This is a genomic window from Microbacterium sp. YJN-G (assembly GCF_015040615.1).
In the GTDB taxonomy this organism is placed as follows: Bacteria; Actinomycetota; Actinomycetes; order Actinomycetales; family Microbacteriaceae; genus Microbacterium.
This window is the reverse complement of the sequence record NZ_CP060402.1, coordinates 3,125,669-3,138,527: the sequence shown is the minus strand read 5'-3', so window position 1 is coordinate 3,138,527 and position 12,859 is coordinate 3,125,669. Positions and strand designations below refer to the sequence as shown.

Genomic DNA, 12,859 nt, shown 5'->3' with positions numbered 1-12,859 from the left:
TCCGTCAGTCGGGGGCGCGTGAGAGCATGAGGGCGATGTCGACCCAGCACACGCACGCCGGCTCCGCACCCGGGTGGGCGTACTGGTCGCGCCCCGACGTGCTCGCCTCGCTCGGACTGACCGTGGTGATGCTGCCCGCGAGCATCGGGGTGCTCAGCCAGCAGCGGGCGACGATCGGCCCGGCCGAGACCGCCGTCCTCGCGCTGCTGTGTACGGTGGTGCTCGGGTCGCCGCTGCTCGCCGCACGGCATCCGCTCGCCGGGTTCGCCATGGCGACCGGCGCCATGGCCGCCCTCGCGCTGCTGCCCGTCGCCATCTCGGTCTCGGCCGCGCTGTACCCGTCCGGCGTCGGCTATCTGCTGTGTCTCGGCCAGCTCGCCGCGCGCTCATCGTGGACCTGGACCCTCGCGGGCTGGGCCAGCGGGGTGTTCGGTGCGGCGCTGATCGCGCTCACCGCCCCCGAGCTGACGGCGGCCGACCCTGCCGGCACGGGGCTCCGCCTGGGCGCATTCGCCGGGCTCGCCGCCGCCGTCACCGCGGCCGCCGCCGTGGGGATGCTGCAGCGCGCGCGTCGCATCCGCGCCGAGGAGCGCGAGCAGGCCGGCCTGCGGCAGGCCGTCGCCGAGGAGCGGATGCGGATCAGCCGCGACCTGCACGACGTGATCGCGCACTCCATGACCGTGATGATCGCGCAGGCCGACGCCGCGCGCGCGGTGCTGCGCGACGATCCCGACCTCGCCGACCGGGCCGTCGGCACCGTCGTCACCACCGGACGTGCGGCCCTGCACGACATGCGCGCGGTGGTGCGTGCGGAACCGGATGCCGTGCGCAGCCCGGCCCCCACCATCGACGACCTTCCTGCGCTCGTGGACGCCGTGCGCAGCCCGGTGTGCGAGGCGGAGTTCGAAGAGCACGGCACGCGCCGGCCCCTGGCGGCGCCGGTGGTGCTGGCGCTGCACCGTGCGGTGCGCGAAGGCCTCGCGAACGCGGTGCGGCATACCCGGCATCCGGTGCGCATCGTGGTGCGGCTGGAATGGTCGGATGCCGAGGTGCGGGCGACCGTGAGTGACGACGGCGGCGCCGGCGCCGCCACGGCAGGGCTAGGCACCGGGACGGGCCTGACGGGGCTGGCTGAGCGGGTCGAGTCGGTCGGCGGCACGCTGTCGGCCGCTCCTCTCGAGCCGCGTGGCTGGGCGCTGACGGTGCGGCTGCCCGCAGGGAAGGAGCGCTGATGGGCTTGCGAGTGCTGATCGTCGACGATCAGGAGCTGTTCCGCGATGCGATCGCGCTGACCCTCGGCCGTGAGGAGCGCATCGCCGGGGTCGACGCCGTCGCCGGCGGCGCCGAGGCCGTCGAGTACGTGCGGGCGCACGGCGTCGATGTGGTGCTGATGGACATCCGGATGCCGGGGCTCGACGGCATCGCGGCGACCCGCGAGGTGATGCGGATGCGGCCCGGGGTCAAGGTCGTCGTGCTGACGACGTTCGATCTCGACGAGTACGTGTACGACGCGATCCGGGCCGGTGCGAGCGGCTTTCTCACCAAGGACATCGCGCCCGCCGACCTCGCGGATGCCGTGGTCGCGGTCGCCGAGGGGAATTCGGCGATGTCCGAGAGCGCCACGCGCGCGCTGCTGGGCTTCGTGCGGGGCGGTGCCGCGCCCGCCGACCCGGCGGCGGCGCTGAACGCGCTCAGTCCGCGCGAGCAGGAGATCGCCCGCGCGCTGGCGACCGGGGCGTCGAACGAGCAGATCGCGCGGCGGTTGTTCCTCTCGGAGAACACAGTGAAGACGCACGTGAAGGCCGTGCTCGCCAAGCTCGGACTGCCCGATCGCGTGCACGTGGTGATCTGGGCGTACGAGAACGGCGTGCTGCGCCCGGGGGGCTGAGAGCGGGCCGCGGTCGGGTCGGCGATCTCACCCGTGGGGGTGAGCGGATGCCCCTCGCGGGCGATGCCGCGCAGGCCGCCCCGGCCGGAGTCTGGGTGCATGAACACTCGACTTCGCACTGCACTGCTGTTCACGGCTGCATCCGCCGCCGCGATCGTTGCCGTGATCTGCGCCCTCCGCCTGATCCTGCCCGGCGCGATCGGTCCGCTCGCCGACCTCCCCTCCGGCCTGATCACCGGGGTCGGCGGGATCCTCGGCATCGACGCGCTCGGCGTCGCCACCGCGGAGATGGTCATCGGCTTCGCCGGAGCGCTGGGGGTGCTGGCCGCGATCGTGCTGCTGCGGTTCGGCGAGTCCGGTCGCGACAGCGGGCGGCCCCGCATCCACCGGATGCTGCGCGTCATCGCGCTCGCATCCGCGGCGCTGGTCGCCCTGGCGACCCCCGGCGGGATCATCGCCGCCGCCGGCTACACGTTCGCCATGCTGGTGCTGGCCGGGATCGTCGTGCTGACGGTCCTGCTGGCGCTGCGCCGCCCCTGGGCCGGCCTGATCGTGGCGATCGCGATCGCCGGCGTCGTCGTCTGGGCGGTGCTGCGCAACGACGGGGCGGTGCTGCTGGGCCGCATCCTGATCTCCTTCGGACCCATCGCCCCGACCATGCTGACGGCGCTCGCACATCTGATCACGGCCGCCGCGCTGGTCGCCTGGATGCTGGTTGCGGGCAGCGGGGGCGACAGCGGGCAGCGGGATGCCGTGCATCGCGGCGCCTTCGCCCGGTTCGTGCTGCGCCACCGTGTCGCCATCACGGTCGCCGCCGCGCTGTGCGCCGCCCCGTACGTCATCGCCCGGGCCAGCTGGCTGACGCCGTGGCCGCTGTTCAGCCCTGGGGCCGATGCTCTCGCCGCTGCGCCGATGGTGCAGCTGACGGGCCTGATGCTGGGGCTCGGGATGCTCACCGGCGCGATCCTGACGCTGGGCCTGGTGCTGCCGTGGGGCGAGCGGTTCCCGCGATGGATGGCGGGCGTCGGCGGTCGGCGCGTGCCGCCGCTGCTGGCAGTGCTCCCTGCGACGCTCGTCGCCGTGCTCTTCACCTTCGGCGGGCTGGAGCTGGTGGTCGCGTCGGCCTCGTGGCCCACGGATGCCGTGGTCATGGCGCTCGTGCTGCCGTTCTGGCTGTGGGGCCCGCTGCTCGGGCTGGCGACCTGGGCGTACGCGATGCGCGCGCGGAGCCGCACCGTTCCGCGACTCGTCGCCCGCTGAAGACGCCGCACCGCTGGGAACCTGAGTATTGCTGACACGCAGTGTCGCGTACACTGATTCTCAGTCTCATCAATGCGGCGTCGCAGAATGGAGTCCCCGATGGCATCCGACTACATCCCCCCTGTCGCGGATTACGCCTTCCTCTACGGCGAGGCGTTCGGGCTCGACCTCGTGGCGCGCGGCACCGCGGGTGCGCTCAGCGCCGATGACGCCACCGAGATCATCGCGGGTGCCGGCGAGTTCGCAGCATCCGTCCTGGCGCCCCTCGAGGGCGTCGGCGACCGCACCGGCGCCCGTCTGGAGGACGGGCAGGTGCGTCTGCCGGAGGGATTCGCCGAGGCGTACCGGGCGTTCACCGAGGCCGGCTGGGTCAGTGCCGAGGCGCCGGAGTCCGCGGGCGGCGACGGGCTGCCTGGTTCGATCCGCGCCGGTCTCGGCGAGATCTGGAACGGATCGAACGCCGCGTTCGCGCTGTGCTGGCTGCTGACGGCCGGGCAGATCCACGCCCTGGATGCCGTGGCATCCGATGAGATCCGAGAGACCTACCTCACCCGCCTGGTCTCGGGCGAGTGGACCGGCACCATGAACCTCACCGAGCCCGACGCCGGCACCGATCTCGGTGCGATCCGCACGATGGCGACGCCGCGCGCGGACGGCTCGTGGGGCGTCAGCGGGCAGAAGATCTTCATCACCTGGGGTGACCACGACGTCGCTGAGAACATCGTGCACCTCGTGCTGGCTCGCACCCCCGACGCGCCGGCGGGGGCGAGGGGGCTGTCGCTGTTCGTCGTGCCGAAGTTCCTGCCCGACGCGTCCGGCGTGCCCGGGGAGCGCAACGCGGTCACCACCGTGGCTCTCGAGCACAAGCTCGGCATCCACGGCAGCCCCACGTGCGTGCTCGCCTACGAGGACGCCACGGGCTACCTCGTAGGCGAGGTCGGCGGCGGGCTCGCGGGCATGTTCGTGATGATGAACTCCGCGCGTGCGGGCATGGGCTTCCAGGCCACCGGCATCTCGGACCGCGCCTACCAGCAGGCCCGCGCCTACGCGAGCGACCGACGTCAGGGCGCGGTGCTCGACCGCCCCGCCGGCGCGCCGATCGCCGAGCATCCCGACGTGCGGCGGATGCTGCTGTCGATGCAGAGCCGGATCTTCGCGATGCGCGCGCTGGGCGTGTACCTCGGCGACCTCTTCGACCGCGCCGAGAGCGACGGCACCGGAGCGCTCGCCGAGTTCTTCGTGCCGGTGCTGAAGGGCTGGGCCACCGAGGATGCCGTCGCGCTCACGAGCGACGCGATCCAGGTGCACGGCGGCATGGGCTTCATCGAAGAGACCGGGGTCGCGCAGCACTACCGCGACGCTCGGATCATGCCGATCTACGAGGGCACCACCGCGATCCAGTCGAACGATCTGATCGGACGCAAGGTGCTCCGGGACGGCGGGGCGACCGCCGAGGCGCTGTTCTCTTCGATCGGCGAGACGGTCGCCGCGCTGCGCGGGCTGGATCACGCGGTGGCCGCCCGCACCGCCGAGCGACTCGAGCGCGCGATCGCGGCGGCGCGCGCGGCGACGGCATCCGTTCTCGGTTTCGGGCCGAGCCGTGACGTGTACGGGGTCAGCGTGCCGTACCTGATGCTGCTCGGCACCCTCGCGGGAGGCTGGATGCACGCGCTCGCGGTCGTCGCGGTGCTCGCGCACGAGACGCAGGACGAGACGGATGCCGCACGGCTGGTGTCCGCCGACTTCTACGGCGCCCATCACCTGCCGCGCGTGCACATGCTCGCCGAGACCGTGGCGGCCGGCGAGATCGCCTGACTCAGCGGATGTCGGGCTCACCGCCGGCATTCAGGTAGTCTTCGTACTCCTGGGCGGCGGTGCGGATCTGCGTCTCGCTCACGCGTTCGATCTCGGTGAGTAGCTCCGGGCGGAAGCGGATGCTGCCGTCGAAGCACTCGACGTCGTCGTGCCAGTTGTCATTGACTGTGGGGTCCCAGACGCACGTCCAGGTACGGGACGCATCGGTGGGTGGCGCACTGGTCGAAACGCTGGGTGTCTGTTTCGTAAGCGCCTTCGCCGGCGAGGTGATGTGCGAGGCGAACATCGCGATGAGGTCTGGCTGTCCGTTGTAGGTCCAGACGCCGAAGGTGACCGCGCCCACCACGAGCAGGCCGATGATGCGCTCAGCAACGGTTGAGCCGCGTCTGCGTCGTCGGCTGTTCCCCATGTCGCCTCCCCACGCTTTCCGTCAGCATAGCCAAAGGGGACGTGTCGGCACCCCGTGCTGTCGTCCACACCCCGGGGTATCGATGTCCGCAGTCGGTGTGTCGGGGAGGGGTCAGGCCGCGGCGTGACCGGGCCGGGCCGCCCGGACCTGCCGCTTGGCACCCGTGTCGGGCTCGGGCCGGAACCAGCTCATGCATCCACTCTGGTCCACTCGTCGGTGCGCACGCGCCAGCCGAGGGTGAACAAGCGTGCCAGCAGGTAGACGCCGAAGAAGGCGATGGCGAGCCAGAGCAGGCCGAGGCTGCCGTCGATGCCGGTCGCCGAGATGATCCACAGCGCGGGCAGGAACGGCACGAGGTTGAGCAGGCCCGCGATCGCGAGGTAGCGGGCGTCGTTGGCGCCCATCAGCACGCCGTCGAGCACGAAGACGATGCCGGCGACGGGCTGGGCGAGGGCGAGCACGATGAAGGCGGGCTGCACGAGCGCGCCCACCGCGGCGTCGCCGGTGAACAGGGTGCCGAGCACGCCCGAGAGCGCGGCGATCGCGGCGCCGACGAGCACGCCGAACCACAGTCCCCAGGCGACGGTGCGCCGCAGCACGCGGTGCACCTGCGCCAGATCACCGGCGCCGAGACTCTTGCCGATGAGTGCCTGGGCGGCGATCGCGAGGGCGTCGAGGGCGAAGGCCGCGGTGGAGAAGATCGTGTAGGCGATCTGCCATCCGGCGAGCTCGCGGGTGCCGATGCCCGTTGCGACGCCGACGGTGACGAGCAGGGCGACGCGCAGGCTGACGGTGCGCAGGAACAGCCAGCCGCCCGAGCGGGCGGTGCCGCGGATGCCGGCGCGCTGCGCACGCATCGAGGCGCCGTGGCGGCGGGCGAGGCGGCGGATGACGACGACGTAGGCGGCGACCATGCCCCACTGTGCGGTGACGGTGCCGAAGGCCGAGCCGGCGATGCCCCAGCCGAGCCCGTAGATGAAGATCCAGTTCAGCAGCGCGTTCGCGCCGAAGCCGAGCCCGGCGATCCACAGCGGGGTCATCGTGTCCTGCATGCCGCGCAGCAGGCCGGTGGCGGCGAACACGATGAGCATGGCGGGCAGGCCCCACATCGAGATCATCAGGTAGGTGCGCGCTTCGGTGGCGACGGCCGCGTCGGGGCCGAACAGGGCGATCATCGCTGGGGTGCCGACCGCGCCGAGGATGGCGAGCACGGCGCCGAGACCGAGGGCGAGCCACATGCCGTCGATGCCGACCGAGACCGCGTCGCCGGGCTGGCCGGCCCCGAACCTCCGCGCGACGGCGGGTGTCGTGGAGTAGGCGAGGAAGATCATCAGCCCGACGATCGTCTGCAGCACGGCGCCGGCGATTCCCAGGCCCGCGAGCGGGACGGTGCCGAGGTGGCCGACCATGACCGCGTCGAGGATGAGGAATGCCGGCTCGGCGACCAGTGCGCCGAGCGCGGGCACGGCGAGGCGCAGGATCTCGCGGTTCAGCGTCAGGGGTGCGCCGGATGCCGAGGGCGCCGGGGATGCGGGGGAGGCCACCTCACGAGCCTAGGGTGTGGCGGGCGGGCAAGACGGCGGGTGCGGCTGAACGGTGCGGGCAGGGCGGCCCGGGCTGGGGGCGGGGACGGCTGAATGGTGTGGGCAGGGCGCGGGTGCGGCTGAACGGTGCGGTCAGGTCGGCCCGGGCAGGGGGTGGGCACGGCTGAACGCGGAGGCAGTGCACGGCGGGCAGCGCACGACGGTGGGCATGGCCGGGCTGTTCCCGGTCAGGCTGCGATGTCGTACCTGGCCCGGCCGCCGAGTCGCGGGGCGCGGGCGGGGTCGACGGAGGGCGGCGGGATGAACCAGACTCGTCCCTTGGTTCCCGTGCCGTCGATGCGGATATCCCAGCCGTTGTCGTGGATCCGATGATGACAGGTCTCGCAGAGCAGAACCCCGTTGGCGAGATCCGTCGGCCCTCGATCTCGGGTCCACCAGCGGATGTGGTGCGCCTTAGTCATGCTCGGCGGCAGCCCGCACATCGCGCATCCGCCGTCGCGTTCGGCGAGGGCGAGCTTCTGCGTCTTCGAGAAGAAGCGCCTTTCCCTGCCCCAATCGAGGATGTCCCCGGCCGAGTCGAGTACGCACGGGATCACACCCGCTCCCGCGGCCATCCGGCGCACCGCGGTGATGCTGATCGGCTGGTCGAACCCGTCGATCGTGCCCGCCCCGGTGCCTGCCTCGAGATCGGCGGCGTCCACACGCACGATGACGGTGGCGCCGGCCATCGGCATCCGCTCGCTCTCGCAGCCGAGCACATGCGCGCAGACCACCGAGAGTGCGTCGGCGCGCATCATCGCGACGGTGCGCTGATCGGCATCCACCCCACCCGCGTCGAGGGCGTCCTTACGCGCCTGGAACTGCGCGGTGACGTAGGCGTCGACGGCCGTGCGGATCGGCGCGCCCTCTTCGACCGGGGTGACCAGATTCAGGTGAAACATTCCGTCGCGCTCGAACATCGCCACCGTTCGCTGCCCGCGGCGCTCCTCTTCGCGATGCTCGAGCCTGTCGGCTTCGAGCACCGCCTCGGCGCGCTTGACCAGCCGCCGCACATCATCCAGCGACAGTCCGACAGCGCGCTCGACGAGACGCCGCTCGGTATCGGCGACCAGATCACGGTCGACGCCCACACGCGCCCGATCGAGGAAGGCGATGATCAGCGCGGCGGACTGAGCTGCCAGATCTCCGGCGGCGAGCGCGTCCTGCACGGCGGGATACCTGGCAGGCATCGGGTCGCCCACCAGATCGGTGCGCGGGGCGACGGCCTCGCCGACCTGCACGAGCCGGGCGGCGTCGCCCGCAGAGACTCCTGTGGTCGCGGCGATGAGCTGCGCCGGGCTGCGGAATCCCTGCTGCTTCGCCAGTGAGTCCGGCCCCAGTTCGGGCCGGGATTCGTGCGCGATCTCGGCGGCGATGCGCGCCTGCATGGCGTCGAGCACCCGCTTCGCCGACCCGATCGCGGCGTTGAGGGAGATCAGCGCGTGGCGCGGCAGCTCGTCGGCATCCGACCACGCCGCATCGATGGCCGACACGGCCTCGTGCAGTTTCGTCAGGGGAGCTGCCATGTATCCAGACTATGGGCGGCAGGCTCTTGAGTCAAGTATTTGTTCGAAATTGGTTCGCACAAGGGTGACCAAGTTTCGAACATCACTACACATTAGATCCGAACCATCTCACCGTACCGCCGCCCACCGACCCGGGTCCGCGCGTAGCCTGGAACGACCGGGGGGTGATCCGATGTCCGACGCGATGAGCGACGCGGCGCGGTATCGCGCGCACCGCGATGCCGGTGAGAGCGCACCGGCGGAAGCGGAGGGCGACGGTGAGCGGCAGAGTGCGCTCACCGCGCAGAATGCTGCGGAGTACGTCGAGGCTGCGATCCAGGTCGCCATCCGCCGCGGCGACTTCGACGATCTGCCCGGCGCGGGCAAACCGCTCGAGGGGCTCGGGTCGGGGGCACGACCCCGACTGGTGGATCCGCCGCAAGATCGAGCGCGAGAACCTCTCCGGCCTCGGCCCGCCTGCCCTCATGCTGCGCGTCGAGGACCGGGAACTCGACGGCGAGCTCGACCGGCTCGGACGCGAGGAGGATGTGCGCACGGTGCTGGAGAACTTCAACCGCCGCGTGATCGAGGCGCGGCGGCAGCTGCTCGGCGGTCCGCCGGTGGTCACGAAGACGCGCGACATCGATGCCGAGGTGGTCGCCTGGCACGCCCGCCGGAAGGCCGCGCGGATCGCGGCGCGTGCTGCCGTGGCGGAGACGGAGCGGTCGGATGCTGCGCCTCGACGTTGTCTACGCGGCTTCCGCCGCCGCTCGCGAGATTCGTAGATTGCGGCGAATTGTTCTCGCCTCAGCGGAAGCGATCGACATCGTCTGGCTGGGCTGAGGATTCGGCGGGCGGAGGGCGTTGAACTCTAGCGTGAACACGATGAAAACCTGTTCGCGTGGGAAAAATCGGTCAACGAGTCGGGCAGCGGCATCAAGCTCCACCACCCGTGTGCGTGGCGTGCCGGCCGGTCGGCGTGTGGCCTCAACCCGAAGCTCTGCGTGTCCAACTTGAACGGTTGATGTTCGCATAACAAGACGATCCAACATCGGCAAGTCGACGCGCCGATGCCGTTACCGAAACGTGATAATCGGCTCTTGTGTAACCCGGGTAACAGGTCCAGGATGAGTGCCCAGGAGCCGCAACAACTGAGGGGTGACGGCGGTTCCGAACTCTGGGGTTGGGGAAAGCAGTACTCGAGGCCGTCGAAGACGACGCCCAACACAGGGAACCCGTCTTCGTCATCCCGGAGAGTGTGACCCCGTCATGCGTACCATCCGACGCCTCATCGAGGCCAAGAAGGCCGAGCGCGAAGAGAACGGCGAAGCCGGCTTCTCGCTCATCGAGCTCATCATCGTCGTCGTCATCCTGGGCATCCTGGTGGCGATCGCCGTGCCGATGTTCACCAACATTCAGGACCGTGCAGCCCAGAACGCCGTCGATGCGGCCGCCGCGAACGGTGCGACTGCTGTTGCTGCCGCACTCGCTGACCCAGATGGTGGTGTCACCGTCGCGGCTGCCGCCGCATCTGCGGGGACTCCCCCCAAGATCACGGTCACTCCCGTCACTGGCAAGAACACCACCGTTAGCGATGTGTGCGTGTCGGCGTCCGACGGGACCAAGACGGCTACAGCCGGCCCCGGCTGCTGATCCGGCACGCCGCACCTGACTACGTGGAGGCCCGCCCGAACGGGCCTCCGCACCGGTCACAGACCTGACGAGGCCCGCCCGAACGGGCCTCCGCACCGGTCACAGACCTGACGGGATCCGCCCGAACGGATCTCGGCACCGGTCACCACCCGAGGGGGCCCGCCCGAACGGGCCCCCGCACCGGTCTCTACCCGAGGACCACTCATGTCGTCGCATACCCGAGACGAAGACGGCTTCGGCCTCGTCGAGGTCGTCATCGCGATGTTCCTTCTGGGGATCGTCGCCGTGGCGATCCTGCCCGTGCTGTGGAGCGGCATCCAGCAGTCGTCCCGCCAATCCGCGACGGCGACCGCGACCCGCGAGCTGAACGCTCTCATCGAGCAGGCCCGCGACGGTCAGACCTGCGCCGCACTCGACAGTGCGGCCGCCACCAAGACGCTGCACGCCGGCACCGCCGCCGAATTCGAGGTGCGCGTCCCGTCCGGCGTGACCTACTCGTGCACCGCGGGCAGCGCCGTGCCGATCACGCTCGAGGCCGCGCGGGGCACCACGGTCCTCACGGTCGTGCGAGCGGAGGTGTACATCCCATGAGCAGCGCAGCATCCGTGCGAGAGCCCGACGACGCGGGACTCTCGCTCATCGAGCTCATCGTGGCGATGGTGCTCACCGGCATCCTGAGCGGGGTGGTCGTGATGATCCTCGTGAACTCCTGGACCACCCAGCAGGACGTCACCACCACGACAGCCGCTACGAACGAGGGCCAGGTCTTCGCGTCGAGCATCGAGCGCGCGGTGCGCAATGCCGAGGCCGTCTCGGTCAGCGGCGACGTGCTGCAGGTGCGCACCCGCATCGGCGGCGTCGTCGACTGCCGCGCCTTCCGGTTCGTGCCCGCCGACGCCGACCCGGCAACCGAGCCGCTCACCGGCGACGCCGGCTTCTTCGCCACCGGAGCCGCGCCGCTGACCTGGCCGGGCGCGTGGATCACCGAGAAGGTGTCACCGATCGGACCCGCTTACTTCACACTCGACGCCACCACCGTGACGTACGGATTCCAGATCGCGACCGAGTCGGCGCCGGTCGTCTTCCAGGGCGAGATCGCCGTCCGCAACGCATTCGCCGCAGGAGGCTCGCCATGTCTGTGATCCGCAGGATGCTCGACCGCGCCCGCGCCACCCGCGGCACGCGCCCCGAACATGTCCGCACCGATGACACCGGCGCCATGCTCGTCGCCGTCATCGTCGTCATGCTGGTCGGCTTCATCATCGCCGCGACCATCGCGGCCACTGTGCTCTTCACCATCCGGGCCAACGCGAGCAACCGCATCGTCACGCAGGCGTTCATCGCCGCCGAATCGGGCCGCGACGCCGCGGTCGCCGCCGTGAACGATCGCATCACCGACGGCACGCTCTCGTGCCCGGCCGGCGGCGTCGCCGTGCCCGGCAGCTCGGTGGCAGGGCTCCAGTACGCGGCGTCGGTGCGCTGGGCGACCTCGGCGGACGTTCCCGCCGACTGGTCCTCGGTCGCCTCGGGGGCATCCGAGTACAGCACCTGCCCCACTGCGACCTCGAACTGGGTGGTCATCCACTCGGTCGGCACCGCCGACGCGAAGACCAGCACCGTGGATGCCGCCTACCCGTGGACAGTCTCGCCCGACACCCGACCCGCCGGCACGCTGGCGTACTTCGACGGCGAGTTCAAGGCGACCAAGTCGACCTACGCCGGCGACCTCGTCATCCGCGGCACCGAGGACTACGAGTGCAACAACGGCGCGGGCAACGAGATCAAGGGCGATCTCTGGGTCACCGATGCCGGTATCGACGTGACCGGCGACTGCCACGTGACAGGCAGCATCTACGCCTACGGCGTGATCTCGGTGGTGAACAAGAACTTCATCGTCGGCGGTGACATCATCACCGAGGTCGGCGACATCGATCTCGCGGCAGACGGAGTGAAGGTCGGCGGCGAGATCTACTCCGGCCGCAACGTCATCCTCTCCAAGAGCGGAACCGTCGGCACCACGATCAAAGCCACGGGAACGATCACGAACCCGCTGCCGACCGGTTGGACGCGCACGGACGGAACGCCGATCGTCCCGATGCCGGGTCAGCCGACGCCCGTCATCGAACCCCCGCTGGATGCCGTCTACGAGGCGACCGCATGGTTGGAGCTCGACCGCACGCTCGACTGGGGCACGGTGCCGGTGACCGGCAAGTGCAGCAATGCCGACATCCGCGCCGAGCTGGAGACCACCGGCGACCGGGTGATGATCGACCTGACCGGATGCTCGTCATCGACGTTCAAGCCCGGATCGTTCACGCTGCAGCGCGACGCGGTCGTGTACTTCCCGGCCGGCTCCGGCATGGACCTCGACCTCAGCGGCACGATCAGCGCCGGTGCTGCAGACCCACAGCTGATCATCATGCACGGCGACAGCAACCTCGCCGACGGCGTGCCCACCTGCGCCTCGGGCGCAGACAAGCTCGCCGTGGGCAGCGCGATCGGCGTGCGCACGATGATCTACACGGCGTGCGGCATCAACAACACCATCGCCCTGACGATGACCGGCCAGCTCTACATGGGCAACGACGGCCTGCACCTCAACGGCGGCACCTTCACCTGCGCGCCGATGGGCTGGTCGCCCGCGTTCAAGAACCTCAGCTGCGGTGTGAAGGGCAGCGGCGGCATCTTCGACCCGACCCGCACGACCGTCTCGCTCGGCACGCGCGCCTATCAGGCGGAGGGATGA

The 12,859-nt window shown here is 70.7% G+C and carries 11 protein-coding genes and 1 pseudogene; 9 read left to right on the top strand and 3 right to left on the bottom strand.

Annotated elements, in window-relative coordinates; genetic code table 11:
- Positions 1 to 35 precede the first annotated feature (35 nt).
- The 4 genes from H7694_RS15060 (at position 36) to H7694_RS15045 (ending at position 4,963) form a co-directional block, all read left to right on the top strand.
- Complete coding sequence (locus H7694_RS15060) at positions 36 to 1,232, top strand: sensor histidine kinase (protein WP_193597254.1); 1,197 nt, start codon at positions 36 to 38, stop codon at positions 1,230 to 1,232.
- The gene (locus tag H7694_RS15055) at positions 1,232 to 1,888 is read left to right on the top strand and encodes a response regulator transcription factor (RefSeq protein ID WP_193597253.1); all 657 of its coding nucleotides are present in this window, start codon (positions 1,232 to 1,234) and stop codon (positions 1,886 to 1,888) included. Before H7694_RS15060 ends, H7694_RS15055 begins: the two co-directional genes overlap by 1 nt.
- Positions 1,889 to 1,987: 99 nt before the next feature.
- Positions 1,988 to 3,148 (top strand): hypothetical protein, encoded by a 1,161-nt coding sequence (locus tag H7694_RS15050; protein ID WP_193597252.1) that lies wholly within the window; start codon positions 1,988 to 1,990, stop codon positions 3,146 to 3,148.
- 99 nt (positions 3,149 to 3,247) lie between these two features.
- Positions 3,248 to 4,963 carry an acyl-CoA dehydrogenase gene (locus H7694_RS15045; RefSeq protein WP_193597251.1) on the top strand — a complete coding sequence of 572 codons (1,716 nt, stop codon included), beginning with the start codon at positions 3,248 to 3,250 and terminating at the stop codon, positions 4,961 to 4,963.
- A gap of 1 nt (position 4,964) precedes the next feature.
- Here H7694_RS15045 and H7694_RS15040 read toward each other — a convergent pair whose 3' ends face one another.
- The 3 genes from H7694_RS15040 to H7694_RS15030 all read right to left on the bottom strand — a co-directional run bounded on the left by H7694_RS15040 (position 4,965) and on the right by H7694_RS15030 (position 8,481).
- Complete coding sequence (locus tag H7694_RS15040; protein WP_193597250.1) at positions 4,965 to 5,372, bottom strand: hypothetical protein; 408 nt, start codon at positions 5,370 to 5,372, stop codon at positions 4,965 to 4,967.
- 188 nt (positions 5,373 to 5,560) lie between these two features.
- Positions 5,561 to 6,916, bottom strand: coding sequence for an MATE family efflux transporter (locus H7694_RS15035; protein WP_227468167.1), 1,356 nt, complete (start codon positions 6,914 to 6,916; stop codon positions 5,561 to 5,563).
- A 227-nt stretch (positions 6,917 to 7,143) separates the two neighbouring features.
- The gene (locus tag H7694_RS15030) at positions 7,144 to 8,481 is read right to left on the bottom strand and encodes an HNH endonuclease signature motif containing protein (RefSeq protein ID WP_193597249.1); all 1,338 of its coding nucleotides are present in this window, start codon (positions 8,479 to 8,481) and stop codon (positions 7,144 to 7,146) included.
- Positions 8,482 to 8,653: 172 nt separating this feature from the next.
- On the opposite strand from H7694_RS15030, the pseudogene H7694_RS15025 reads away from it, so the two are divergent.
- From H7694_RS15025 to H7694_RS15005, 5 genes and pseudogenes are all read left to right on the top strand, one after another.
- Positions 8,654 to 9,245 (top strand): annotated as a pseudogene (locus H7694_RS15025) (DUF1992 domain-containing protein).
- Between the two features lie 484 nt (positions 9,246 to 9,729).
- Positions 9,730 to 10,113 carry a type IV pilin protein gene (locus H7694_RS15020; protein WP_193597248.1) on the top strand — a complete coding sequence of 128 codons (384 nt, stop codon included), beginning with the start codon at positions 9,730 to 9,732 and terminating at the stop codon, positions 10,111 to 10,113.
- A gap of 204 nt (positions 10,114 to 10,317) precedes the next feature.
- Positions 10,318 to 10,704, top strand: coding sequence for a type II secretion system protein J (locus H7694_RS15015; protein ID WP_193597247.1), 387 nt, complete (start codon positions 10,318 to 10,320; stop codon positions 10,702 to 10,704).
- The gene (locus H7694_RS15010; protein ID WP_193597246.1) at positions 10,701 to 11,255 is read left to right on the top strand and encodes a PilW family protein; all 555 of its coding nucleotides are present in this window, start codon (positions 10,701 to 10,703) and stop codon (positions 11,253 to 11,255) included. Before H7694_RS15015 ends, H7694_RS15010 begins: the two co-directional genes overlap by 4 nt.
- On the top strand, positions 11,246 to 12,859 hold the full coding sequence (locus H7694_RS15005) for a hypothetical protein (protein ID WP_193597245.1): 1,614 nt from the start codon (positions 11,246 to 11,248) through the stop codon (positions 12,857 to 12,859). Before H7694_RS15010 ends, H7694_RS15005 begins: the two co-directional genes overlap by 10 nt.

What these genes read in the sequence shown, in the direction of transcription:
- H7694_RS15060 (WP_193597254.1), top strand. Translation starts at nt 36, where the DNA reads ATGTCGACCCAGCACACGCACGCCGGCTCCGCACCCGGGTGGGCGTAC.
- H7694_RS15055 (WP_193597253.1), top strand. Translation starts at nt 1,232, where the DNA reads ATGGGCTTGCGAGTGCTGATCGTCGACGATCAGGAGCTGTTCCGCGAT.
- H7694_RS15050 (WP_193597252.1), top strand. Translation starts at nt 1,988, where the DNA reads ATGAACACTCGACTTCGCACTGCACTGCTGTTCACGGCTGCATCCGCC.
- H7694_RS15045 (WP_193597251.1), top strand. Translation starts at nt 3,248, where the DNA reads ATGGCATCCGACTACATCCCCCCTGTCGCGGATTACGCCTTCCTCTAC.
- H7694_RS15040 (WP_193597250.1), bottom strand. Translation starts at nt 5,372, where the DNA reads ATGGGGAACAGCCGACGACGCAGACGCGGCTCAACCGTTGCTGAGCGC.
- H7694_RS15030 (WP_193597249.1), bottom strand. Translation starts at nt 8,481, where the DNA reads ATGGCAGCTCCCCTGACGAAACTGCACGAGGCCGTGTCGGCCATCGAT.
- H7694_RS15020 (WP_193597248.1), top strand. Translation starts at nt 9,730, where the DNA reads ATGCGTACCATCCGACGCCTCATCGAGGCCAAGAAGGCCGAGCGCGAA.
- H7694_RS15015 (WP_193597247.1), top strand. Translation starts at nt 10,318, where the DNA reads ATGTCGTCGCATACCCGAGACGAAGACGGCTTCGGCCTCGTCGAGGTC.
- H7694_RS15010 (WP_193597246.1), top strand. Translation starts at nt 10,701, where the DNA reads ATGAGCAGCGCAGCATCCGTGCGAGAGCCCGACGACGCGGGACTCTCG.
- H7694_RS15005 (WP_193597245.1), top strand. Translation starts at nt 11,246, where the DNA reads ATGTCTGTGATCCGCAGGATGCTCGACCGCGCCCGCGCCACCCGCGGC.